21 protein-coding genes and 29 other annotated features are annotated in these 21530 nt (G+C 52.0%); of the genes, 11 read left to right on the top strand and 10 right to left on the bottom strand.

Annotated features, from left to right (window positions below; translation table 11 throughout):
- Window positions 1-7 precede the first annotated feature (7 nt).
- The gene (locus STM2197) for a putative phosphoserine phosphatase (RefSeq protein ID NP_461142.1) occupies window positions 8-900 on the bottom strand. Within the gene, window positions 8-895 belong to an annotated coding region; the region does not span the whole gene.
- Window positions 895-900 (bottom strand) — a ribosome-binding site (putative RBS for STM2197; RegulonDB:STMS1H002340). Its footprint overlaps the gene before it by 6 nt.
- Before the next feature lie 205 nt (window positions 901-1105).
- Window positions 1106-1111 (top strand) — a ribosome-binding site (putative RBS for STM2196; RegulonDB:STMS1H002339).
- Here STM2197 and STM2196 point away from each other — a divergent pair.
- Both STM2196 and STM2195 read left to right on the top strand, forming a co-directional pair.
- The gene (locus tag STM2196) for a putative D-serine dehydratase (protein ID NP_461141.1) occupies window positions 1106-2479 on the top strand. Within the gene, window positions 1112-2479 belong to an annotated coding region; the region does not span the whole gene. (Overlaps the previous feature by 6 nt.)
- Window positions 2478-2483 (top strand) — a ribosome-binding site (putative RBS for STM2195; RegulonDB:STMS1H002338). (Overlaps the previous gene by 2 nt.)
- Window positions 2478-2873, top strand: a protein-coding gene (locus tag STM2195; RefSeq protein ID NP_461140.1) for a putative transcriptional regulator. Within the gene, window positions 2484-2873 belong to an annotated coding region; the region does not span the whole gene. It overlaps the preceding feature by 6 nt. The genes STM2196 and STM2195 overlap by 2 nt, the downstream gene beginning before the upstream one ends.
- Here the strand turns inward: STM2195 and yeiG are convergent.
- On the bottom strand, window positions 2862-3719 hold the full coding sequence (gene yeiG, locus STM2194; RefSeq protein ID NP_461139.2) for a putative esterase: 858 nt from the start codon (window positions 3717-3719) through the stop codon (window positions 2862-2864). The two genes, STM2195 and yeiG, sit on opposite strands and share 12 nt — an antisense overlap.
- Window positions 3720-3726: 7 nt before the next feature.
- Window positions 3727-3732, bottom strand: a ribosome-binding site (putative RBS for yeiG; RegulonDB:STMS1H002337).
- Window positions 3733-4032: 300 nt separating this feature from the next.
- Window positions 4033-4038: a ribosome-binding site (putative RBS for folE; RegulonDB:STMS1H002336), on the top strand.
- Between yeiG and folE the strand changes: the two genes are divergently transcribed.
- The 6 genes from folE (at window position 4033) to mglC (ending at window position 11223) form a co-directional block, all read left to right on the top strand.
- The gene (gene folE, locus STM2193) for a GTP cyclohydrolase I (RefSeq protein ID NP_461138.1) occupies window positions 4033-4717 on the top strand. Within the gene, window positions 4049-4717 belong to an annotated coding region; the region does not span the whole gene. Its footprint overlaps the feature before it by 6 nt.
- Before the next feature lie 5 nt (window positions 4718-4722).
- Window positions 4723-4728: a ribosome-binding site (putative RBS for yeiB; RegulonDB:STMS1H002335), on the top strand.
- Window positions 4723-5874, top strand: a protein-coding gene (yeiB, locus tag STM2192) for a putative inner membrane protein (protein NP_461137.1). Within the gene, window positions 4732-5874 belong to an annotated coding region; the region does not span the whole gene. Its footprint overlaps the feature before it by 6 nt.
- Window positions 5823-5830, top strand: a protein binding site (putative binding site for GalS, RegulonDB: STMS1H000196). Its footprint overlaps the gene before it by 8 nt.
- A gap of 48 nt (window positions 5875-5922) precedes the next feature.
- Window positions 5923-5943 (top strand) — a protein binding site (putative binding site for CRP, RegulonDB: STMS1H000099).
- Window positions 5935-5943 (top strand) — a -35 signal (putative -35_signal for galS; RegulonDB:STMLTH004527). Its footprint overlaps the feature before it by 9 nt.
- The gene (galS, locus tag STM2191; RefSeq protein ID NP_461136.1) for a GalR/LacI family transcriptional repressor of mgl operon occupies window positions 5935-7046 on the top strand. Within the gene, window positions 6024-7046 belong to an annotated coding region; the region does not span the whole gene. Its footprint overlaps the feature before it by 9 nt.
- Window positions 5951-5959: a -10 signal (putative -10_signal for galS; RegulonDB:STMLTH004527), on the top strand. (Overlaps the previous gene by 9 nt.)
- Window positions 6011-6016 (top strand) — a ribosome-binding site (putative RBS for galS; RegulonDB:STMS1H002334).
- Window positions 6031-6038: a protein binding site (putative binding site for GalS, RegulonDB: STMS1H000197), on the top strand.
- A 246-nt stretch (window positions 7047-7292) precedes the next feature.
- Window positions 7293-7313, top strand: a protein binding site (putative binding site for CRP, RegulonDB: STMS1H000067).
- 170 nt (window positions 7314-7483) lie between these two features.
- Window positions 7484-7492, top strand: a -35 signal (putative -35_signal for mglB; RegulonDB:STMLTH004526).
- Window positions 7484-8543 (top strand): galactose transport protein gene (mglB, locus tag STM2190; RefSeq protein ID NP_461135.1). Within the gene, window positions 7545-8543 belong to an annotated coding region; the region does not span the whole gene. It overlaps the preceding feature by 9 nt.
- Window positions 7500-7508: a -10 signal (putative -10_signal for mglB; RegulonDB:STMLTH004526), on the top strand. It overlaps the preceding gene by 9 nt.
- Window positions 7534-7539 (top strand) — a ribosome-binding site (putative RBS for mglB; RegulonDB:STMS1H002333).
- 121 nt (window positions 8544-8664) lie before the next feature.
- Window positions 8665-8670, top strand: a ribosome-binding site (putative RBS for mglA; RegulonDB:STMS1H002332).
- The gene (mglA, locus tag STM2189; protein ID NP_461134.1) for a galactose (methyl-galactoside) transport protein occupies window positions 8665-10197 on the top strand. Within the gene, window positions 8677-10197 belong to an annotated coding region; the region does not span the whole gene. (Overlaps the previous feature by 6 nt.)
- Before the next feature lie 3 nt (window positions 10198-10200).
- Window positions 10201-10206 (top strand) — a ribosome-binding site (putative RBS for mglC; RegulonDB:STMS1H002331).
- Window positions 10201-11223, top strand: a protein-coding gene (gene mglC / locus STM2188; RefSeq protein NP_461133.1) for a methyl-galactoside transport protein. Within the gene, window positions 10213-11223 belong to an annotated coding region; the region does not span the whole gene. It overlaps the preceding feature by 6 nt.
- A gap of 74 nt (window positions 11224-11297) precedes the next feature.
- Here the strand turns inward: mglC and yeiA are convergent.
- The 8 genes from yeiA to STM2180 all read right to left on the bottom strand — a co-directional run bounded on the left by yeiA (window position 11298) and on the right by STM2180 (window position 18286).
- Window positions 11298-12547 (bottom strand): putative dihydropyrimidine dehydrogenase gene (yeiA, locus tag STM2187; RefSeq protein ID NP_461132.1). Within the gene, window positions 11298-12533 belong to an annotated coding region; the region does not span the whole gene.
- Window positions 12527-13780 (bottom strand): putative NADPH-dependent glutamate synthase beta chain or related oxidoreductase gene (locus tag STM2186; RefSeq protein ID NP_461131.1). Within the gene, window positions 12527-13768 belong to an annotated coding region; the region does not span the whole gene. Before STM2186 ends, yeiA begins: the two co-directional genes overlap by 21 nt.
- Window positions 12542-12547 (bottom strand) — a ribosome-binding site (putative RBS for yeiA; RegulonDB:STMS1H002330). Its footprint overlaps the gene before it by 6 nt.
- Window positions 13775-13780 (bottom strand) — a ribosome-binding site (putative RBS for STM2186; RegulonDB:STMS1H002329). Its footprint lies within the gene STM2186.
- Window positions 13781-13972: 192 nt before the next feature.
- Window positions 13973-14238 (bottom strand): putative inner membrane protein gene (b2145, locus tag STM2185; RefSeq protein NP_461130.1). Within the gene, window positions 13973-14218 belong to an annotated coding region; the region does not span the whole gene.
- The gene (gene sanA / locus STM2184) for a vancomycin sensitivity protein (RefSeq protein ID NP_461129.1) occupies window positions 14215-14953 on the bottom strand. Within the gene, window positions 14215-14934 belong to an annotated coding region; the region does not span the whole gene. Before sanA ends, b2145 begins: the two co-directional genes overlap by 24 nt.
- Window positions 14233-14238 (bottom strand) — a ribosome-binding site (putative RBS for b2145; RegulonDB:STMS1H002328). Its footprint overlaps the gene before it by 6 nt.
- Window positions 14948-14953: a ribosome-binding site (putative RBS for sanA; RegulonDB:STMS1H002327), on the bottom strand. It lies within the gene sanA.
- A 157-nt stretch (window positions 14954-15110) precedes the next feature.
- The gene (gene cdd, locus STM2183; RefSeq protein ID NP_461128.1) for a cytidine/deoxycytidine deaminase occupies window positions 15111-16006 on the bottom strand. Within the gene, window positions 15111-15995 belong to an annotated coding region; the region does not span the whole gene.
- Window positions 16001-16006: a ribosome-binding site (putative RBS for cdd; RegulonDB:STMS1H002326), on the bottom strand. (Overlaps the previous gene by 6 nt.)
- A 142-nt stretch (window positions 16007-16148) precedes the next feature.
- The gene (yohK, locus tag STM2182) for a putative transmembrane protein (protein NP_461127.1) occupies window positions 16149-16858 on the bottom strand. Within the gene, window positions 16149-16844 belong to an annotated coding region; the region does not span the whole gene.
- Window positions 16841-17252 (bottom strand): putative effector of murein hydrolase LrgA gene (gene yohJ / locus STM2181; RefSeq protein NP_461126.1). Within the gene, window positions 16841-17239 belong to an annotated coding region; the region does not span the whole gene. The genes yohK and yohJ overlap by 18 nt, the downstream gene beginning before the upstream one ends.
- Window positions 16853-16858 (bottom strand) — a ribosome-binding site (putative RBS for yohK; RegulonDB:STMS1H002325). It overlaps the preceding gene by 6 nt.
- Window positions 17247-17252, bottom strand: a ribosome-binding site (putative RBS for yohJ; RegulonDB:STMS1H002324). Its footprint lies within the gene yohJ.
- A 118-nt stretch (window positions 17253-17370) precedes the next feature.
- The gene (locus STM2180; RefSeq protein NP_461125.1) for a putative LysR family transcriptional regulator occupies window positions 17371-18286 on the bottom strand. Within the gene, window positions 17371-18279 belong to an annotated coding region; the region does not span the whole gene.
- Window positions 18281-18286: a ribosome-binding site (putative RBS for STM2180; RegulonDB:STMS1H002323), on the bottom strand. Its footprint overlaps the gene before it by 6 nt.
- 112 nt (window positions 18287-18398) lie before the next feature.
- Window positions 18399-18404: a ribosome-binding site (putative RBS for STM2179; RegulonDB:STMS1H002322), on the top strand.
- Between STM2180 and STM2179 the strand changes: the two genes are divergently transcribed.
- The 3 genes from STM2179 (at window position 18399) to STM2177 (ending at window position 21529) form a co-directional block, all read left to right on the top strand.
- The gene (locus tag STM2179) for a putative sugar transporter (RefSeq protein NP_461124.1) occupies window positions 18399-19763 on the top strand. Within the gene, window positions 18405-19763 belong to an annotated coding region; the region does not span the whole gene. It overlaps the preceding feature by 6 nt.
- A 4-nt stretch (window positions 19764-19767) precedes the next feature.
- Window positions 19768-19773, top strand: a ribosome-binding site (putative RBS for STM2178; RegulonDB:STMS1H002321).
- Window positions 19768-20812, top strand: a protein-coding gene (locus tag STM2178; RefSeq protein NP_461123.1) for a putative 1,2-dioxygenase protein. Within the gene, window positions 19775-20812 belong to an annotated coding region; the region does not span the whole gene. Its footprint overlaps the feature before it by 6 nt.
- 10 nt (window positions 20813-20822) lie before the next feature.
- Window positions 20823-20828: a ribosome-binding site (putative RBS for STM2177; RegulonDB:STMS1H002320), on the top strand.
- Window positions 20823-21529 (top strand): putative flutathione S-transferase gene (locus STM2177; RefSeq protein NP_461122.1). Within the gene, window positions 20828-21529 belong to an annotated coding region; the region does not span the whole gene. (Overlaps the previous feature by 6 nt.)
- Window position 21530: the final 1 nt, after the last annotated feature.

The raw sequence follows: 21530 nt of genomic DNA, 5'->3' as shown, positions 1-21530 counted from the left end.
AGTCGCGTTATAATTCATCTTCAATAAGAAAAAGAAGCAATTCGAAACCGTGATAATTAATCTGATGGTGGATTTTTTTCCGTACAACCGGCTTCGCTTTCCAGGCAATACCGGTGCCAGCATGTTCTAACATCGGCAGATCGTTGGCGCCATCACCGCAGGCAATAATATTCTCCGTGGCAATATTTAACCGGGCAGCCAGGTCAACCAGCGTCTGTTTTTTGTTTGCGGCGTTCATAATCGGCAAGGTAATGTTATCCGTCAGAACGTTATCGCGTATTTCAACCGTATTCGAAAAGGCATAATCCAGTTGATACCGTTCTTTTAGACGCTGGGTGAATATATCCAGTCCCCCGGAGATAATCGCGGTTTTAAATCCTTTGGCCTTGATGACTGGCAGAATAGTTAACAGGCCTGGCGAAAGGGTCATGCGATCGCATACGGCGTTCAGCACTGCTTTCGGTGTGCCTTTCAACATTCCGATACGTCGGGTAAAACTGGCGTTAAAATCAAGCTTGCCCTCCATCGCCTGTTGGGTAATGGCGGTGATTTGCGTCGACATGCCAAGCTCGCGGGCAATTTCATCCACGCCTTCTTCCGCAATAAATGTCGAGTCCATATCAAACGCGATAATACCGTTAGCAGGCAGTGGCTGCGGCTTAATAAAAAAATCAAACTGCCATTGCAATGAGAGTTCGCGTAAATAGCGATAAAATTCAGGCGTCAGACATTCCGCTGGCAGCGTAAGCTTTAAATAAGCGGTATTGATAAGCGCGGCATAACGTTTATCAAATAATAGCGGAAACGGCATGGTGACGGCATTAAATAACGTTTCCTGTAATTTTTTCTGAAACGTATCGATATCCTGTGTAGTAATAAAATAAATAATGCTCATATGATAACTCCCTTAATTTACGGGTATTATAATGGCTCTTTTGCGGCGTGGAATCTCGTGCTATCACAGATATCACAGCCAGAAAAGGGCTAAAAAAGCGTTGTTTTTGATACCAGGTAAAGTTCAGACACAAAAGGTATCACTTTTGATATGCCAACTGTGCGAGGATGTTATTTATTACTGAACGCGAATGACACTGAAAGGATTGATATAACGATGGAGAGTTGCCTTGATATATTCAAAATAGTAATAGGTCCATCCAGCTCACGTACCGTAGGGCCGATGCGCGCCGCCTGTCACTTTATTTCATTGCTCAGAGAACAAGAGACGTTACCGCTAATTCGGGAAATTGAAATCGAGCTGTATGGCGCGTTATCGTTAAGCCGCAAGTGCCACAATGTGGATACCGCCCTTTATCTTGGGCTGCTGGGTTGCCAGCCGGAGAATGTCGATCTCCGTTCGTATATGGCGGTGATTAAGCGTGCGGAAAATGAAAACAAAATCGAACTCCCGCTCTCCGACGCGGGCGGAATCACGATAAAAGTCAAGATTATCGCCAATCACCAGGCGCATCCAGGCCATCCTTATGCCATGACGTTTCGCGCCAGAGATGATTATTTCACGGTGTATGAAGAGACCTGGTTTTCGACCGGCGCCGGACAGGTTCGCAAACATGGCGAGCCGCTGACGCCATCGCTTCCTTTGCGTACAGTGTCGCCCTTTGAATTTAGTCATGCCGCGCAGTTGCTGGCGCTGTGTCGGCGTAACGGCCTGTCCGTGGCGGCGCTGATGATGAAAAATGAGCTGTGCCGCCACTCGCCACAGACGTTGCAGAATTATCTGGCGCAAATATGGGACGTGATGCAGCAGGCGGTTTATCGCGGCCTGCATACTGAGGGGGTATTACCCGGCCCCTATCAGGTACCGCGGCGCGCCTGCGCGTTACATAAGACGTTACAGGCTAATCGCTCCGCCAGCGATTTTTTAACCGCGCTGAACTGGGTCAATGCCTTCGCGATTGCGGTAAGCGAAGAAAATGCCAGCGGCGGACAGATTGTTACCGCGCCAACCAATGGTGCGTGCGGCATCATTCCGGCAGCGCTTTGCTGGTATGATAAATTTGTCACGCCGCTGGAGCCCGGTGCTCTGACCCGTTTCTTCCTGACCGCCGCCGCTATCGCGATGTTGTTTAAACAAAACGCCTCTATTCTGGGATCTGAAGTTGGCTGTCAGGGGGAAATCGGCGTGGCGTGCTCAATGGCGGCGGCGGGCCTGGCTGAACTAATGGGCGCATCCGTGGAGCAAACGCTGAGCGCCGCTGAAATTGCCATGGAACATCATCTGGGATTGACCTGCGATCCGCTGGGCGGACAGGTACAAATTCCCTGCATAGAGAGAAATGCTATCTCTGCCGTGAAAGCGATAAACGCGGCGACGATGGCGATGAGTCGCGTAAGCGAACCCTGTATTTCGCTCGATGAGATCATTGCTGCGATGTACGAGACCGGTAAAGACATGAGCGCTAAATACCGTGAAACGTATCATGGTTCGCTGGGGAAAATTCAGCCGCGCAAGAGAGGGTAACAGCGTGAAATACAATACGATGAATAACGATGAGATTATCCTGTCGTTGTGCGCCCGCTTAAAGGAGACGCGTCTGTCTCTTTCGATGACCCAGCAGCAGCTTGCCGATCGCGCGCACGTTGGCATTGCCACCATCAAGCGTATCGAGAAGGGAGGAGGGCTCAATCTTGATACGTTAATTTCTCTCCTGCGGGCGCTGGATAAGTTGCATAATCTTGATGCGGTGCTGTTTGAATCCGAGCTGCGTAATTTTCACGAAAGTTATGAAGGCGGAGAGGGCAGCGGCCGCCTTCAGGTACGCCAGCAGGCCGCGGATTTAAATAATAAATCTTCCGCGCCGCAGTCGGAGGAGGTGAATTACAGCGCGGCGCTGGAAAATTCATTATGTTGGTGACGTCTCACGCTCGTCCCGTAAATACCGGGCATGAAAGCGCAGATGGTCCTCAATGAAGGACGCAATAAAATAATAGCTATGATCGTAGCCAGGCTGGATTCTTAGCGTCATCGGCCAGGCGGTTTGCCGCGCGGCTTCCGCCAGTACGGCGGGCTGAAGCTGATCGGCGAGGAATTGATCGCTGTCGCCCTGATCGATGAGCACAGGAATGGCGTCCTGCGGCTGGCTGGCCAGCATTAATTCGCAGCTATCCCACTCAGTCCAGGCTGATTCATCTTCGCCGAGATAAGCGGTAAGCGCTTTGATTCCCCACGGCACGCGGCTGGGGTTGACGATAGGCGCAAAAGCAGAGACGCTGGTGTATTTGCCCGGATTTTTCAGCGCCATGATTAATGCGCCGTGGCCGCCCATCGAGTGCCCGCTGATGGCGCAACGGTCGCTGACGTTAAACTGTGTCTGGATAAGCGCCGGAAGCTCATCGCGCAGGTAATCGTACATGCGATAATGGCTGGCCCAGGGCGGCTGTGTGGCATTGAGATAAAACCCGGCGCCGTGGCCTAAATCGTATCCGCTATCGTCGGCGACCTGTTCACCGCGTGGACTGGTATCCGGCATCACCAATACAATGCCCAGTTCTGCTGCGATACGCTGCGCGCCTGCTTTGGTGGTAAAGTTCTCATCATTGCAGGTCAACCCAGACAACCAGTACAGTACCGGAGGCGGTTCATTATCCTGAGTCGGCGGAAGAAAAATGCTGAATGTCATGGCGCAGTTTAGCGTGGCGGCATGATGACGCCAGCGCTGCTGCCAGCCGCCAAAACATCGGTGCTCTTCGAGCATTTCCATGCGGGGGCTCCTTTTATAGTGAACCTGATAAGGTATGCAGATTCTTCATAATACAGATTATTCACCGCGTTGTGAGTAACTTTCACTTCCGTAATACATAAACATGCTTCATCATTTAAATAACGTTGCGTTAACAAATATGCCCTTTGTCCTGCCATCATTTTCGCACCGGAACAGATGTCATGAAAGGCAGCGACAATTTCAACAATTATGGGCGTGAATACTGGATTATGTGCGCTACCTCACGCACAATAATCACACTGTCACAATATTGACAAACTTTGCCCCATGCAGGGCAGAGGCGCCACACCTGCAGGAGAACACGATTAATGCCATCACTCAGTAAAGAAGCGGCCCTGGTTCATGACGCGCTGGTTGCCCGGGGGCTGGAAACGCCGCTGCGCCCGCCTATGGATGAACTGGATAATGAAACGCGAAAAAGCCTTATCGCAGGGCATATGACTGAGATTATGCAGTTGCTGAATCTCGATTTGAGCGATGACAGTCTGATGGAAACGCCGCATCGTATCGCTAAGATGTACGTTGACGAGATTTTCGCCGGCCTCGACTATGCCAATTTCCCGAAAATTACCCTCATTGAAAATAAAATGAAGGTGGATGAAATGGTCACCGTCCGCGATATCACGCTGACCAGCACCTGTGAACATCACTTCGTGACCATTGATGGCAAAGCGACCGTCGCGTATATCCCCAAAGATTCCGTGATCGGCCTGTCGAAAATTAACCGCATCGTGCAATTCTTCGCCCAGCGTCCGCAGGTTCAGGAACGTTTGACCCAACAAATTCTGACGGCGCTGCAAACCTTGCTCGGCACCAATAATGTAGCGGTATCGATTGATGCGGTGCATTACTGCGTGAAAGCGCGCGGTATTCGTGACGCAACCAGCGCCACGACGACGACGTCGCTGGGCGGATTGTTTAAGTCCAGCCAGAATACGCGCCAGGAGTTTCTGCGTGCCGTTCGCCATCATCCATGATTAAGGTGGAGACGATGGAGCGTAATGTCACGCTGGATTTTGTACGTGGCGTCGCTATCCTCGGTATCCTGCTTCTTAACATTAGCGCCTTTGGATTGCCGAAGGCGGCTTATCTCAATCCCGCCTGGTACGGCGCGATCGTTCCCGAAGACGCCTGGTCCTGGGCGATTCTCGATATTGTGGCGCAGGCTAAGTTTCTTACGCTGTTCGCGTTGTTGTTTGGCGCGGGGCTACAAATGCTGCTTCCGCGTGGTAAACAGTGGATTCAGTCGCGCTTAACGCTATTGGTACTGTTAGGTTTTATCCATGCGTTATTCTTTTGGGACGGCGACATTCTGCTGGCCTACGGTCTGGTCGGGTTAATTTGCTGGCGACTGATACGCGATGCGCCTTCGGTAAAAAGCCTGTTCAATACCGGCATACTCCTTTATCTGGTCGGGATTGGCGTGCTACTGCTGCTGGGCGTGGTATCGAGTAGCGAAACCAGCCGCGCCTGGACGCCGGATGCGTCGGCAATATTGTATGAAAAATACTGGAAGCTGAATGGCGGCATGGAGGCTATCAGCAACCGGGCAGAGATGCTGTCGAATAGTTTACTGGCGCTCGGCGCGCAGTATGGCTGGCAACTGGCGGGTATGATGCTGCTGGGCGCTGCGCTAATGCGTAGCGGCTGGCTGAAAGGTCAGTACAGTCTGCGGCACTATCGCCGTACCGGGGCTCTGCTGGTGGCGTTAGGGCTAATGATCAACCTGCCTGCGGTCATCTTACAATGGCGGCTGGACTGGGCGTACCGCTGGTGCGCCTTCTTATTGCAGGCGCCGCGCGAACTGAGCGCGCCGTTGCAAACGCTGGGCTATGCCGCGCTGATGTTTGGCTTCTGGCCGCAGCTTAGCCGATGCAGACTGACGCTTGCCATTGCCTGCGTAGGGCGAATGGCGCTGACCAATTATCTGCTGCAGACGATCATCTGTACCACGCTGTTTTATCAGTTTGGCTTATTTATGAAATTCAATCGACTGGAACTCTTGTTCTTTGTCGTTCCGGTATGGGCAATAAACCTTCTCTTTTCCGTCATCTGGCTACGTTTCTGGCGACAGGGACCGGTCGAGTGGTTATGGCGTCAACTCACGTTGCGCGCGTCAGGATCGCTCAGATAACGATCTGGATCACATTCATTAACAAAATGGCTGTAACCGTTTCCATCCCTGTGATGTTTCTCACGCAGCCCTGGGCAGGGTGCTGACAAAATAGCCGCCTGCTAACGGGGCATTTGTGAGCATTTTTGAACTCAAACAGGGCAGTGAATATGATCACCATTCGTGATGTAGCGCGCCAGGCTGGCGTGTCTGTAGCGACCGTTTCCCGCGTACTGAATAACAGCGCGTTGGTCAGTCCCGACACCCGTGACGCCGTTATGCAGGCCGTCACCCTGCTGGGATATCGGCCAAATGCGAATGCGCAAGCGCTGGCCACTCAGGTGAGCGACACCATCGGCGTCGTGGTTATGGATGTTTCCGATGCCTTTTTCGGCGCTCTGGTGAAAGCCGTAGATCTGGTCGCGCAGCAGCACCAGAAATATGTTCTCATTGGCAACAGTTATCATGAGGCGGAAAAAGAGCGCCATGCGATTGAAGTCTTGATCCGTCAGCGTTGTAACGCATTGATTGTTCACTCAAAAGCCTTAACCGATCGCGAGCTGAGCGACTTTATGGATCAGATCCCCGGTATGGTGCTGATTAACCGTATCGTGCCGGGTTATGCGCATCGTTGTGTTTGTCTCGACAATGTGAGCGGCGCCAGAATGGCGACCCGAATGTTGCTGAATAATGGACATCAACGCATCGGCTACCTGGCCTCCAGCCACCGTATTGAAGATGACGCGATGCGCAGAGAAGGGTGGTTACACGCGCTGCAAGAGCAGGGGATTGCTGCGTCGGAGAGCTGGATAGGCACCGGCACGCCGGACATGCAGGGCGGCGAGTCGGCAATGGTTGAGTTGCTGGGACGCAATCTGCAACTGACGGCGGTATTTGCCTATAACGATAACATGGCGGCGGGCGCGCTGACGGCGTTAAAAGATAACGGCATCGCCATTCCCTTGCATCTGTCTGTCATCGGTTTCGATGATATCCCTATTGCTCGTTATACCGATCCTCAGTTGACTACCGTGCGCTATCCTATTGCTTCTATGGCGAAAATCGCGACCGAGCTGGCGTTACAGGGGGCCGCAGGCACGCTGGATATCACGGCGACGCACTGCTTTATGCCGACCCTGGTACGGCGCCATTCGGTGGCATGGCGACAGAATGCGGTACTGATCACTAACTGATTACGCACCGCATGTAACCGTTTTCAATCTGTGAGTAAATTCACAGTTTATTAACATTGTGATAGCTATGATGACAACGTTTGTCGCACTGTAACTAACGTGTAACAGTTAGTTGTCAGTTTTGCTGGGGTATTTCGCTTATAAAAACCGTTATCACAATATCCCGCGACTACCGGACAAAAATAAAGAGTTGAATAAGAGCTTATCCCATTAGGGCTATTTTACTTGCCATTTTGGACCTGGGCAGTGCTCGCCAAAACGCGTTAGCGTTTTGAACGCCGCTAGCGGCGGCCCGAAGGGCGAGCGTAGCGAGTCAAACCTCACGTACTACGTGTACGCTCCGGTTTTTGCGCGCTGTCCGTGTCCAAACTGGCTGCGCCAATAACGCCTGGTGGGATAGGCTCTAAATACGCTTCGGCGTTCAGTAACACGCGTTAACGTGCTGAACAGCCGGGCATTTTTTTACGCTATACCCTACATAATAAAACCGGAGCTACCATGAATAAGAAGGTACTGACCCTTTCTGCCGTGATGGCAAGTCTGTTATTCGGCGCGCACGCGCACGCGGCTGATACTCGTATTGGCGTGACGATTTATAAATATGACGATAACTTTATGTCCGTGGTGCGTAAGGCTATTGAAAAAGATGGCAAATCCGCGCCGGATGTTCAGCTACTGATGAATGACTCGCAAAACGATCAGTCCAAACAGAATGATCAAATTGACGTTTTATTGGCGAAAGGGGTTAAAGCTCTGGCGATTAACCTGGTCGACCCGGCAGCCGCCGGTACGGTGATTGAGAAAGCGCGCGGGCAAAATGTGCCGGTGGTGTTCTTTAACAAAGAGCCTTCCCGCAAAGCGCTGGACAGCTATGACAAGGCGTATTATGTCGGGACTGACTCTAAAGAATCCGGTGTGATTCAGGGCGACTTGATTGCCAAACACTGGCAGGCGAATCAGGGTTGGGATCTGAATAAAGACGGTAAAATTCAGTATGTTCTGCTGAAAGGCGAGCCGGGGCACCCGGATGCTGAAGCCCGTACGACGTATGTGGTGAAAGAGTTAAATGATAAAGGTATTCAGACCGAGCAACTGGCGTTAGACACCGCTATGTGGGATACCGCGCAGGCAAAAGATAAGATGGATGCCTGGCTGTCTGGCCCGAACGCTAACAAGATTGAAGTGGTTATCGCGAATAACGATGCGATGGCGATGGGCGCGGTAGAGGCGCTGAAAGCGCATAATAAATCGTCGATTCCGGTCTTTGGCGTCGATGCGTTACCGGAAGCCCTGGCGCTGGTGAAATCGGGCGCGATGGCCGGTACGGTACTGAATGACGCCAACAATCAGGCGAAAGCGACATTCGATCTGGCGAAAAACCTCGCCGAAGGCAAGGGCGCGGCTGACGGCACCAGCTGGAAGATTGAGAACAAAATCGTGCGCGTGCCTTATGTCGGCGTGGACAAAGACAATCTGAGCGAATTTACCCAAAAATAACTTTTCCGTCTGTGGGCGCAATTTTGTTGCGCCCTGAAACCGTGGAAGGGTGACGCGCCGCAGACCGGATAACGTATTTCTTTTGCCATCCGGCGCGGATAGTCATAATTAAAAAGGCCGACAGGGTATCATTATGGGCAGCACGATTTCTCCGCCGTCGGGTGAATATTTGTTGGAAATGCGTGGCATTAACAAATCATTTCCCGGCGTGAAAGCGCTTGATAATGTCAACTTAAACGTTCGTCCGCACTCTATTCATGCATTAATGGGCGAAAACGGCGCAGGCAAATCAACATTATTAAAATGTCTTTTCGGTATTTACCAAAAAGATTCCGGCAGCATTGTATTTCAGGGAAAAGAAGTGGACTTCCATTCGGCGAAAGAAGCGCTGGAGAATGGGATTTCGATGGTACACCAGGAGTTAAACCTGGTATTACAACGTTCGGTCATGGATAACATGTGGCTGGGACGTTATCCCACCAAAGGTATGTTTGTCGACCAGGATAAAATGTACCAGGATACCAAAGCGATATTTGATGAACTGGATATCGATATTGACCCACGCGCGCGCGTAGGAACGTTATCCGTTTCGCAAATGCAGATGATCGAAATTGCGAAGGCGTTTTCCTATAACGCTAAGATCGTTATTATGGATGAACCGACCTCATCGTTAACTGAGAAAGAGGTTAATCATCTGTTCACGATTATTCGCAAGCTGAAAGAACGCGGCTGCGGTATTGTTTATATCTCGCATAAAATGGAAGAAATTTTTCAATTGTGCGATGAAATTACTATTTTGCGCGACGGTCAGTGGATTGCCACCCAGCCGCTGGAAGGGCTGGATATGGATAAGATCATTGCGATGATGGTCGGGCGTTCCCTGAACCAGCGTTTCCCGGATAAAGAAAATAAGCCGGGCGACGTGATTCTGGAGGTCCGTCACCTGACCTCGCTGCGTCAGCCTTCCATTCGCGATGTCTCCTTTGATTTGCACAAGGGCGAAATTCTGGGCATTGCCGGTCTGGTTGGGGCAAAGCGTACCGATATCGTCGAAACGCTGTTTGGCATTCGTGAGAAGTCGTCCGGGACAATCACTTTACATGGCAAGAAAATTAATAATCACACTGCGAACGAAGCGATTAACCACGGTTTTGCGCTGGTGACGGAAGAGCGTCGTTCCACCGGAATTTACGCCTATCTGGATATCGGATTTAACTCATTAATTTCGAATATCCGTAATTATAAAAATAAAGTGGGGTTACTGGATAATTCCCGGATGAAAAGCGACACCCAATGGGTCATTGATTCCATGCGGGTAAAAACGCCGGGGCATCGCACGCAAATTGGTTCGCTTTCCGGCGGCAATCAGCAAAAGGTGATCATTGGTCGCTGGCTATTAACGCAGCCGGAAATATTAATGCTGGACGAACCGACCCGCGGCATTGATGTCGGCGCAAAATTTGAAATTTATCAGCTTATTGCGGAACTGGCGAAAAAAGGCAAGGGGATCATCATTATCTCTTCTGAAATGCCGGAGCTGTTAGGGATTACCGATCGTATCCTGGTGATGAGTAACGGTCTCGTTTCCGGCATTGTCGATACTAAAACAACAACGCAAAACGAAATTTTGCGTCTTGCTTCTTTGCACCTTTAAGATCAGGGGCTCCTTATGAGTGCGTTAAACAAGAAAAGCTTTTTGACCTGGCTGAAAGAGGGCGGAATTTACGTCGTTCTTTTAGTGTTGCTGGCGATTATTATTTTCCAGGACCCGACTTTTTTAAGTTTGCTGAATTTAAGTAATATTCTGACGCAATCTTCGGTACGTATTATTATCGCGCTGGGCGTGGCGGGACTCATCGTCACCCAGGGGACAGATCTGTCGGCGGGGCGTCAGGTAGGGCTGGCGGCGGTCGTGGCGGCAACATTACTGCAATCAATGGAAAACGCCAATAAAGTGTTTCCGGAAATGGCGACCATGCCGATTGCGCTGGTCATCCTGATTGTCTGCGCGATTGGCGCGGTGATTGGCTTGGTGAACGGCATCATCATTGCTTACCTGAACGTGACGCCGTTTATTACCACGCTTGGCACGATGATTATCGTTTATGGGATCAACTCCCTTTACTATGACTTTGTCGGCGCTTCGCCCATTTCCGGCTTTGACAGCGGCTTTTCCACCTTTGCACAGGGCTTTGTGGCGATGGGCAGTTTCCGGCTCTCATACATCACCTTTTACGCTCTGATTGCGGTAGCGTTTGTCTGGGTGCTGTGGAATAAGACCCGTTTTGGTAAAAACATTTTTGCTATTGGCGGCAACCCGGAAGCGGCGAAAGTTTCTGGCGTAAACGTGGCGCTGAACCTGCTGATGATTTATGCGCTCTCCGGCGTGTTTTATGCCTTCGGCGGCTTACTGGAAGCAGGGCGTATTGGTTCTGCCACCAACAACCTCGGCTTTATGTATGAACTGGATGCGATTGCCGCGTGCGTGGTCGGGGGCGTATCGTTTAGCGGCGGAGTGGGTACGGTCTTCGGCGTGGTGACCGGCGTCATTATCTTTACCGTCATCAACTACGGCCTGACCTATATCGGGGTAAACCCGTACTGGCAGTACATTATCAAAGGCGGCATTATCATTTTCGCCGTGGCGCTGGACTCGCTGAAATACGCGCGTAAGAAGTAGTTATCCAGACCTATTGCCTTGCTTATCAGATAACCCGGCGCAGCGAAACTGCGCGCCGGGCTTCATACCGAGAGCTACAGTGTTAACGCGTGCTCTTTTTCGCCTTTTTTAAATTTGACCTCGCCTAAATCAATACAGGCGACCGGGCAGACATGACCGCACAGCAGACAACCGACGCATTTTTCCGTATTGCAATGCGGCGTGCGGCTGTGTTCATCCCACTCCATCGCCTGATGACCGCCGTCATAGCAGGAGATATAGCAACGTCCGCAGCCGACGCATTTCTCCTGATTAATCCGCGGATAGACGATATAGCTGCGATCCAGGTCTTCCGCCGGGATAATATTGCCATTCGCCAGCCCGATCATCTCCTGTAATGAGGCAAATCCCTGATCGGCCAGATAGTGGCTGAGGCCGCTCGCCATATCTTCTACAATGCGATAACCGTATTGCATAATGCCTGTCGTCACCTGTAGGGTCGCCGCGCCCAGCAGCAGAAATTCGGCAGCGTCTTCCCAGGTTTCAATGCCGCCGATACCGCTAATCGGGAAATCGCGCAGTTCAGGGTGCATTCGCAACTGCTGGATAAAACGCAGCGCAATGGGTTTCACCGCTTTTCCTGAATAACCGGAGATACTGGATTTACCGTTAACCACCGGCATCCCGATTTTGCGGTTCAGGTCGATGTTAGTAATGGATTTCACGGTGTTGATGGTGGCGATACCGTCGGCTCCGCCGCGTTTGGCGGCCAGCGCGACTTCGCACATATCGCCAATATTCGGCGTCATTTTCGCCAGCATTGGCAAAGATGAACCGCGTTTTACGGCGCGGCAGTATTTTTCAACCAGTTCCGGGCTTTGCCCTACATCGCTTCCCATGGCGTGCGAGGTCATCTGCGGGCAAGAGAAGTTACACTCAATCATATCCGCGCCGGCTTCTTCAACCAGACGCGCCAGTTCCTGCCACTGCTGTTCATTTTCTCCCATGATGGAAGCAATCAGCACCTTATCCGGATAATCCTGTTTTAGCCGTCGAATGGCGGCCAGATTCTCTTCCAGCGGATGCTCAGCAATTTGCTCCATGTTTTTGAAGCCAATAAAACCGGTATCTTCTTTCGTCAGGTGATCAAAACGTGGAGAGACTTCGTTGGCAATAAAAAAACCAATGGTTTTAAAAACGATCCCGCCCCAGCCGGTATCATAGGCTTTGGCGCACATCTCATAACAATTGCCTACCGGAGAAGAAGAAAGACAAAACGGATTGGGAAACTTAACGCCGCAAAAGGTAACAGACAAATCTTTTGTTAACATGAGCAGGCCTCCTCTAAATAATGATGAATAGCCTGAGCGGCTTCTTTTCCGGTTTTTACCGCATAAACGACGGTCTTATCACCTTTAACAATATCGCCAGCGGCAAAGATCGCCGGGTCGTCGGTTTGATAATTATGCGTGTCGATAATATTATGCTGCGCTTTTATCTCCGCAAAGGTATCCAGTCGCGCGTGCTGCCCCACGGCCAAAATAATATTTTCCGCTTCCAGCGTCAGTTCTCCTGAGTGGCGTACATGGTGGAAGGTCACTTTATTTCCGCTGACGGCGACAGGCGTAAAGCCATCAATAATCGATACGCCTAATGCCTGCGTGCTGGTAAATTCTTTTTCGCTGGCGGGGAATTCGGCTAATTCTTCCCGCGCCACGCAGGTGACGGAAGGGCAGCCGAGAATTTTTAACGTACTGGCGACATCCATCGCTACGTCGCCGCCGCCAATAATTAATGCGCTACGCGGAACGCTAATATCGCCGTCGGCCTGACGGGCGCGCTGTAAAAAATCAACGGCAATCTCTACGTGACTGGCTTGCTCAAATAACGGTAAACCAGAGCCACAGGACATCCCGACGGTCATCAGCACGGCGCGATATTCGGCTTTGAGTTGCGCAAGCGATAGCGACCCGCCCACCTCACAATTACATTTAATATTGACGCCCATTTCTACAATGCGGGCAATTTCCTGATCGAGTACGCTTTGCGGCAGACGAAATGCCGGGATGCCGTGACGCAGCCATCCGCCGGGCTGCGGCTGTTTTTCGTAAATGGTGACGTCATAGCCTAAATGCGTGAGCGTCACGCTTGCCTGCAAACCTGCCGGACCCGCGCCAATAATCGCGACTTTCCCGCGTGTTTTACTCCCGGGCTGATAAATCTGCATGGCAGTCTGCTGTTCAAAATCGGTAATAAAACGTTGCAGGCGTGCAATATCAATAGGTTTATCTATCCCGGAACGTGTACATCCGCGCTGGCATAATTTTTCCGTCGGACAGACTCTGGCGCAGACGGCGCCAAGCGCATTATTTTCCCGGATAGTTTCCGCTGCGCCTTTAAAATTGCGAAAGTAAATAGAACGAATAAATTTCCCCGGATCGGTTTGCGCCGGGCAAGCCTGACTACAGGGCGCATCGTGACATAATAAACAACGTGAAGCCTCTTTTATTGCCAGTAATGGCGTAAAACCAGGCGTGAGTTCATCCAGATAATTTTGTTGCGGCATATAATCTTCCTTAATGCTTGAATAAATTAAGGCGAAACGCAAATAACGCGTTTTAATGATCTAAAATCTACCGCCAGCCTAAGCATTGAAAGAAGGGTATTCTGTGAAAGAATTCACAAAAAAATGAAACCAGAATGCAAAACAGCATTTGTTCCTTATATCATAATAATAACTATTCTCAATTTTAAAGGGATAATAAATAGATTAACGATAAAAAAGAAGATAAATAATCATTCCAGTAAATAAAAAACCGCAACCGGTATAAAGAAAAAGATAAGACCAATATTGTACGGGATCGGCATGGCGATAGACATAAACCGGTTTTCGCGCATTTTTGACAACTTTATCTACCGCGCCGGTTCGCCAGCCTTTCCAGGCCTCACGGAAGCAAAAAAGCGGGAGTAGCAGAAAGGCTAATATGACAAATATCGTCTGTACATCCATGATCATTTCCCTTTTTTCTTTTCCAGTTCAAGCAATTGTTCCGGCGTAACGGCCGGATACCCCTGGGCGTCATTCGGCACCTGATGCTGCGTGGGAATAGGTACCAGCGGGCCTAAAAAACGCGGTTCGCGTTTAAAAATATAGAGATCCGCCAGCGCACTAAAGCGGGCGCCAAATTCGCGCAGGCGCACTGTCAGCATATTTTTGGGTGAAGGTACCGCGTAACACTGCGCCTGAATGCCCATATGCAACGCAATAAACAAGGCGCGTTCGCAGTGGAAGCGCTGAGTGATGATAATAAAGTCGTTGGTATCAAACACTTTGCGGGTACGCACAATGGAGTCAAGCGTACGGAAGCCAGCGTAATCAAGCACAATGTCCGCAGGATCGACGCCCGCCGCGATAAGGTCTTTGCGCATGGTCATCGGTTCGTTATAGCTTTGCAGGGCATTGTCGCCGCTGAGCAGCAGGTAATTGACTTTACCGCTATTGTAAGCGTTTAACGCGCCCTGGATACGATAACGATAGTACTGATTAATGACACCCTTGCGATAGTATTTGGCTGTCCCTAACACGACGCCAACCTGGCGGTAGGGGAGATCCTGTAGCTCGTCATAGATATAGGGCGCTGTTTTCCAGCTCATCCACCGATCGAGGCCAAGCACCGTCAACAGCAGCAAGCCTACCAGGACCAACAGGCTGTAAAACACGCGCTTTAACATGCAGGAAACTCGATACCAGGATGAAAGTACGATCAGGCTACTGTACCCGAAGACGTAGCGCAAGAAACCGCCGTCTGATTGCGGAGATTTTCAGCATGATTTCCCTTGTATCGGGTCGCGGAAGAGGAGAGTCAGGCCGGATAAGACGCCAGTGCGTCGCTATCCGGCACATTTGCTTAGCCGAGAAGCACGCGGTCAATATTATGGCAACCTAACGCTTTCAGCGTTGCGGCGGTGGCATCCCATTGAATTAATGCTGCATCGCCTTTTTCCGCCAGAATCGCGCGCTGAATATCCGCATAGTCATAGCCATTGAGACTCAGCAGGTTTAGCGCGCCTTGCAGCGGGGGAAGCGTAGGGTTAAAGGCGGCGTTTTCCGCATAGCTGCCGGTGAAAATACGGCCATCTTTACATTCCAGCGCCACGCCGCTCGGTGAGTGGCTATAAGGCATATGGCTCTTATTGGCTGCCGTAATCGCCGCTTGCGTTAGCGTATCGCCCGTTAACGTAAAGCCATGATCCTGCTCGTCCATCAGCAGCGTTTTGATCTCCAGATCTTTTGGCCCGAAAGCGTCAGGCAGATAATCGCGTAACGTATGCGGCGCGCGGCCCGGCAGATGAATGCGCAGATCCAGACCGCTGTTCAGCTCGTTCATAAACTGGCGACAGTGGCCGCAAGGCGTGTAGTTAACGGTGACGGCGGCGAGCCCTTTTTCGCCGCGTAGCCAGGCGTGGCTAATCGCGCTTTGTTCAGCATGCACAGTTTGTTGCATGGTGGCGCCCAGGAACTCCATATTCGCGCCGAAATACCAGTTGCCGCTAACGCCGCGCGCAATCGCGCCGACGTTAAAATGGGACAAATCGGTACGGGCGCAGGCCGCCGCCAGAGGTAACAGTGCGAAAGCCAGCGCGTCTTCGTCCAGTCCCGCCGTATTTTTAAGCGTCGAGACCTGCTCTGCGGTCAGCATGGCGGGAAAATGGTGGTCCGCCAGGATAGGGGCCAGCGCTGATTGCAAATTATCCGCAAGCTGGGCAAAAGCAGTTTGAAAACGTGGATGCATGGCGTTGCCTCATAACAATGTAATGGAACCGTAGTTTACGGGCCTGCTATGTCTTAATATGTGATCTAAATCTCATTGCTTATGCAACTTGTGAAACTTCAATGAAAAATGCGCGACGTATCGCAAATTTTAACCCGGTCTTTTGTCCCGTCGTTAGCGCATTACCGCCAGAATGAGCGGAAACAAAAAGGGCGCTACCAGCGAGGTAATAATGCCGCAGATCACCAGCGCCAGGGAGCTAAACGCGCCTTCCTGGTAATCCAGCTCGGCACAGCGCGCAGTACCGAGCGCATGTGAGGCGGTCCCCATTGCCAGCCCGCGTGCGGCCTTAGTACGGATGTGCATCGCGTTTAACAGCGTGTGGCCAAACACCGCGCCCAGAATACCGACAAAAATTACGCATACCGCGCTGATCGCGGGGATGCCGCCGATGCTGCCGCCCACCGCCATCGCGATAGGCGTAGTCACGGATTTAGGCAGTACCGATGCCGCGATTTCAGGCGTTGCGCCCATCAGCAAGGCAACGGATGTCCCGGTAATCATCGCTACCAGACTGCCGACAAAACAGATGCTAATAATGGATTTCCAACGCGCGCGAATCTGGTGCAATTGTTCATAAAGGGGATAGGCCAGTGCCACTACCGCCGGTTGCAGCAGATCGTTAAGTACTTCGCTGCCTTTGAAGTAGTGCTCGTAGGGAATACCGGTCAGCAACAGAAAAGGAATAATGACTACCATTGCCACCAGCAGCGGATTCAGCAACGGCATTTTAAAATGCGCCGCCAGTCGGCGGGCGGCGAAAAATACCGCCAGCGTCAGCGGTAACGACCACCAGATATATGTCATCATTTTTTCGTTCCCTTCTGCCCAACCACTTTACGCTCACCGTGTATCAGATGTGAACTCCAGCTTACGACCACAAAAACGACCAGCGTACTGATAGCGCAAGAGACCACCACCGGGCCGAATTGCGCGCGCAGTAAGTCAAAATATTGCATGACCCCAACGCCAATTGGCACAAACAGCAACGCCATATAACGAATCAGCACATAACAGCCGGGGTTAACCCACTTTGCCGGCAGAATTTGCAGCGCCAGCAATACAAACAGAATTAACATCCCGATAATGCTGCCGGGAATAGTGATAGGAAGCAGTGATGCAAGAAAAATGCCTGCGTACAAACAGGCATAAATCAATACAAAAGCGCGTATATATTGCCAGATAATATTCAGTGACTTACTCATGTTTAAAGCCCTTGATGAGATGGATTCATCATACAATTAAACGTTAAAACGTGCTACCGATCACATCATGAATTCTTAGCATAGTGGGTATAGACAGCAGGAACATCGGGCAATGCCCCTGGTCGGCGGCGCTAAACCTGGGCTAAAAAATACAAAAAGCGACTCAGGGCCAAAGACGGCGTCTCATTCTTACGCCAGAACATCCCTACGCTGCCTTTTTGCTCAATTTTTGGCAAGTTTAAAATCGCCAGTTGCCCCTGGCTGGCATAGCGTTGCGCCAGCCGTAAAGAAAGAATAGAGATCATATCGCTGCTTTGCAGCAAATTGGTGCTGACGTTCATTGACGCCGATTCAATGGTGTTTTCCGGGAGCATGACGCCATTATCGACGAGGGCGTTATCAATACTGATGCGAATAGGGGTGCCGGTTGGCCAGACTATCCACCGCCAGTGCGCCAGATCGCTCCAGGCGATCTGCGCTCGCGCGGCCAGCGGATGGTGCGGACGCGCCACAAAGCAGACCGGCTCGGTATAAAGTACCTGATAATTAAGCGGCAGTTGCAGGGCGCGGCCGCCGACACGCCCTACCACCACATCCACCTGACCGGCAAGCAAATCGTGCAGCAGCGGCGTCATTACCTTCTCTTCAATATTCAGATGCAGCGTCGGCATTTCGTTAAGCAGGCTCAGAATCGCCTGTGATACGCAGTCAGTCGCCACGGGCGAACAGCCGATCTTCAGGCTGCCAACCAGGCCGCCCTGCTTGAAACGGGCGATTTCATACTGTGAACGCTCCAGATCGTTAATTAGGCGCTGGGCGTGCTGGAGCAGTAATTTACCGCCTTCCGAGGGGCGTAGTCCTTTACTGTGGCGCTCAAAAAGCGTGATGCCTATCTCATCTTCGAGTTGAGATAGCCACTTCGATAGCGCCGGCTGGGAGATATTCATCATCCGGGCGACGTGCGTCAGGTTGCCCTGTTCGCCCAGCGCAACCAGCGTTTGCAGGTGATGTAATTTCAATTTCTGCGCCCAGTTCGCCATTCGCTATAACCTCCAGGTTATGTCTCTGCCTGAAAAGCCATTGTACATTTTATCGCTCACTCTACAAACTCGTAACATAGCAAACATAAAAACAACATCTATCTCCCTGCACTGAGGCATTAGCTATGACTCAACGACGTGATCTACAAGCCCTTATTGATGCCGCGCCCGTCGGCAAAATGCAGTGGCGCGTTATCATCTGCTGTTTTCTGGTGGTTATGCTCGACGGTTTCGACACCGCCGCGATTGGCTTCATCGCCCCGGATATTCGTACCCACTGGCAGCTAAGCGCCAGCGAACTTGCGCCGCTGTTTGGCGCAGGGCTGCTGGGGCTTACGGCCGGCGCGCTGCTATGCGGGCCGCTGGCGGATCGCTTTGGCCGCAAGCGGGTCATTGAGCTTTGCGTGGCGCTATTCGGCGCATTGAGCCTGCTTTCCGCTTTCTCGCCGGATATAGAAACCCTGGTGTTGCTGCGCTTCTTAACCGGTCTGGGACTGGGCGGAGCGATGCCGAATACCATCACCATGACGTCGGAATACCTTCCCGCTCGTCGACGCGGAGCGCTGGTCACGCTGATGTTCTGCGGTTTTACCCTGGGGTCGGCGATGGGCGGGATTGTGAGCGCGCAACTGGTGCCGCTGATTGGCTGGCACGGAATTCTGGCGCTAGGCGGCATCTTGCCTTTGATGCTGTTTTTCGGCCTGCTGTTCGCGCTGCCGGAATCTCCCCGCTGGCAGGTACGTCGCCAACTACCGCAAGCCGTTGTCGCCCGGACGGTCAGCGCCATTACCGGCGAGCGCTATCACGATACGCAATTCTTTCTGCATGAGACGGCAGCCGTCGCCAAAGGCAGTATTCGCCAGCTTTTTGCCGGGCGACAGCTTGTCATTACCCTGATGTTATGGGTGGTGTTCTTTATGAGCCTGCTCATTATCTATCTGCTTTCCAGCTGGATGCCGACGTTACTTAACCATCGAGGTATTGATCTGCAACAGGCGTCGTGGGTGACTGCCGCATTCCAGGTTGGCGGCACGCTTGGCGCGCTGTTACTCGGCGTGTTGATGGACCGGCTTAACCCGTTCCGGGTACTGGCGGTGAGCTATGCGCTGGGCGCAGTTTGCATTGTCATGATAGGCCTGAGCGAAAACGGCCTTTGGCTGATGGCGCTGGCGATTTTTGGTACCGGCATCGGTATTAGCGGTTCCCAGGTCGGGCTGAATGCTCTGACGGCGACGCTGTACCCCACCCAAAGTCGGGCGACGGGCGTGAGCTGGTCGAACGCCATTGGACGCTGCGGGGCGATTGTCGGTTCGCTCTCCGGCGGCATGATGATGGCCCTCAATTTCTCTTTCGATACGTTGTTTTTTGTCATTGCTATTCCGGCGGCTATCAGCGCGGTAATGCTTACCCTGCTGACAGTGGTTGTCCGCCTTTCGATTTCTGTACCTGACGACCTGCCGCGTGCCAGCGTCGTAAACGAATAAGGAGAATCTCCATGTCTGAAATAAATCAGAACGTAAAAGATAGCCGTCAGCAGTATTACCAGCATATTTCCGGGCAGAATCTGACGCCGCTGTGGGAATCGTTACATCACCTGGTACCGCAGACGCCAAACGCCAACTGCGCGCCGGCCTACTGGAATTATCAGGAAATTCGTCCGCTACTGATGGAAAGCGGCAATGTCATTGGCGCGAAAGAGGCGATCCGCCGGGTGCTGGTGCTGGAAAATCCGGCATTGCGCGGTCAGTCGTCGATCACGGCGACCTTATACGCTGGTTTACAGCTGATCCTGCCCGGCGAAGTCGCGCCGAGTCATCGCCATAACCAGTCGGCGCTGCGTTTTATCGTCGAAGGTAAAGGCGCATTTACCGCGGTGGACGGCGAGCGCACGCCAATGCATACCGGCGATTTTATCCTGACGCCGCAGTGGCGCTGGCACGATCATGGTAATCCGGGATCAGAGCCGGTGGTATGGCTGGATGGTCTGGATCTGCCGTTAGTCAATCTCCTGGGCTGTGGTTTTGCGGAAGACTATCCCGAAGATCAGCAGCCGGTGACGCGAAAAGAGGGCGATTATCTGCCGCGCTATGCAGCGAATATGCTGCCGCTGCGCCACCAGCGCGGGAACTCGTCGCCGATTTTCAACTACCGTTACGACCGCAGTCGCGAGGCGTTGCACGATCTGACCCGTATGGGCGATCCGGATGAGTGGGAAGGCTACAAGCTGCGTTACGTTAATCCCGTCACCGGCGGTTATCCGATGCCGTCGATGGGCGCGTTCCTGCAACTGCTGCCAAAAGGCTTTGCCTCGCGTGTGGCGCGGAGCACCGACAGCACTATCTACCACGTCGTTGAAGGGGCAGGGCAGGTCACTATCGGCAACGAAACTTTTCATTTTTCCGCAAAAGACATTTTTGTGGCGCCGACCTGGCATGAGGTGTCGTTTCGCAGCAGCGAAGACACGGTGTTATTCAGTTTTTCGGACAAGCCGGTTCAGGAAGCCCTGGGGCTGTTCCGCGAAGCACGTTATTAATTAGGGAGAGAGAACATGACCAAATATGTATTCCAGCCGCAGGCCCCGGTAACAGTACCCGTGGCGGGCAGTGATGAGCAGTTTCCGGTACGTCGCGTTTACTGCGTGGGTCGCAACTATGCCGCCCATGCCCGTGAAATGGGCTTTGATCCCGATCGCGAACCGCCGTTCTTCTTTTGTAAACCAGCGGACGCTGTGGTCCCGGTAGCGGCGGGGGATACCCTGGAACTGCCGTATCCGGCGCAGACCGATAACTACCATTATGAAATTGAGCTGGTGGTGGCGATTGGTAAAAAGGGGAGCGATATTCCGCTGGAAAAAGCCCATGAATATGTCTGGGGATACGCCACCGGTCTGGACATGACGCGTCGCGATCGTCAGATGGAAATGCGTCAGATGGGACGCCCGTGGGAAATCGGCAAAGCGTTCGATCTCTCCGCGCCCATTGCGCCATTACACAAAGCCGCTGAAACGCATAATGTGGATAACGCCCCTATTTGGCTACAGGTTAACGGCGAAGACCATCAACGCAGCGATATTCGTCACCTGATTTGGTCGGTGAATGAAACCATCAGCTATTTGTCCGGCTTCTTTGAATTGCAGCCAGGCGATTTAATTTTCACCGGTACGCCAGAGGGGGTGGGCGCAGTGGTGAAAGGGGATGTCATCACCGGGAACGTAGAAGGTCTGACGCCGATTGCTGTGAAAATTGTCTGAG

This window comes from Salmonella enterica subsp. enterica serovar Typhimurium str. LT2 (assembly GCF_000006945.2).
GTDB classification, from domain to species: domain Bacteria; phylum Pseudomonadota; class Gammaproteobacteria; order Enterobacterales; family Enterobacteriaceae; genus Salmonella; species Salmonella enterica.
The sequence above is the reverse complement of the archived record's forward strand: the minus strand, read 5'-3'. Positions and strand labels throughout refer to the sequence as shown.

What these genes read in the sequence shown, in the direction of transcription:
- STM2180 (NP_461125.1), bottom strand. Translation starts at nt 18,279, where the DNA reads ATGGCGAACTGGGCGCAGAAATTGAAATTACATCACCTGCAAACGCTG.
- STM2177 (NP_461122.1), top strand. Translation starts at nt 20,828, where the DNA reads ATGACCAAATATGTATTCCAGCCGCAGGCCCCGGTAACAGTACCCGTG.
- yeiA (NP_461132.1), bottom strand. Translation starts at nt 12,533, where the DNA reads ATGTTAACAAAAGATTTGTCTGTTACCTTTTGCGGCGTTAAGTTTCCC.
- yohJ (NP_461126.1), bottom strand. Translation starts at nt 17,239, where the DNA reads ATGAGTAAGTCACTGAATATTATCTGGCAATATATACGCGCTTTTGTA.
- yohK (NP_461127.1), bottom strand. Translation starts at nt 16,844, where the DNA reads ATGATGACATATATCTGGTGGTCGTTACCGCTGACGCTGGCGGTATTT.
- mglA (NP_461134.1), top strand. Translation starts at nt 8,677, where the DNA reads ATGGGCAGCACGATTTCTCCGCCGTCGGGTGAATATTTGTTGGAAATG.
- yeiG (NP_461139.2), bottom strand. Translation starts at nt 3,719, where the DNA reads ATGGAAATGCTCGAAGAGCACCGATGTTTTGGCGGCTGGCAGCAGCGC.
- STM2179 (NP_461124.1), top strand. Translation starts at nt 18,405, where the DNA reads ATGACTCAACGACGTGATCTACAAGCCCTTATTGATGCCGCGCCCGTC.
- mglB (NP_461135.1), top strand. Translation starts at nt 7,545, where the DNA reads ATGAATAAGAAGGTACTGACCCTTTCTGCCGTGATGGCAAGTCTGTTA.
- STM2196 (NP_461141.1), top strand. Translation starts at nt 1,112, where the DNA reads ATGGAGAGTTGCCTTGATATATTCAAAATAGTAATAGGTCCATCCAGC.
- STM2178 (NP_461123.1), top strand. Translation starts at nt 19,775, where the DNA reads ATGTCTGAAATAAATCAGAACGTAAAAGATAGCCGTCAGCAGTATTAC.
- yeiB (NP_461137.1), top strand. Translation starts at nt 4,732, where the DNA reads ATGGAGCGTAATGTCACGCTGGATTTTGTACGTGGCGTCGCTATCCTC.
- sanA (NP_461129.1), bottom strand. Translation starts at nt 14,934, where the DNA reads ATGTTAAAGCGCGTGTTTTACAGCCTGTTGGTCCTGGTAGGCTTGCTG.
- STM2186 (NP_461131.1), bottom strand. Translation starts at nt 13,768, where the DNA reads ATGCCGCAACAAAATTATCTGGATGAACTCACGCCTGGTTTTACGCCA.
- mglC (NP_461133.1), top strand. Translation starts at nt 10,213, where the DNA reads ATGAGTGCGTTAAACAAGAAAAGCTTTTTGACCTGGCTGAAAGAGGGC.
- folE (NP_461138.1), top strand. Translation starts at nt 4,049, where the DNA reads ATGCCATCACTCAGTAAAGAAGCGGCCCTGGTTCATGACGCGCTGGTT.
- galS (NP_461136.1), top strand. Translation starts at nt 6,024, where the DNA reads ATGATCACCATTCGTGATGTAGCGCGCCAGGCTGGCGTGTCTGTAGCG.
- b2145 (NP_461130.1), bottom strand. Translation starts at nt 14,218, where the DNA reads ATGATCATGGATGTACAGACGATATTTGTCATATTAGCCTTTCTGCTA.
- cdd (NP_461128.1), bottom strand. Translation starts at nt 15,995, where the DNA reads ATGCATCCACGTTTTCAAACTGCTTTTGCCCAGCTTGCGGATAATTTG.
- STM2197 (NP_461142.1), bottom strand. Translation starts at nt 895, where the DNA reads ATGAGCATTATTTATTTTATTACTACACAGGATATCGATACGTTTCAG.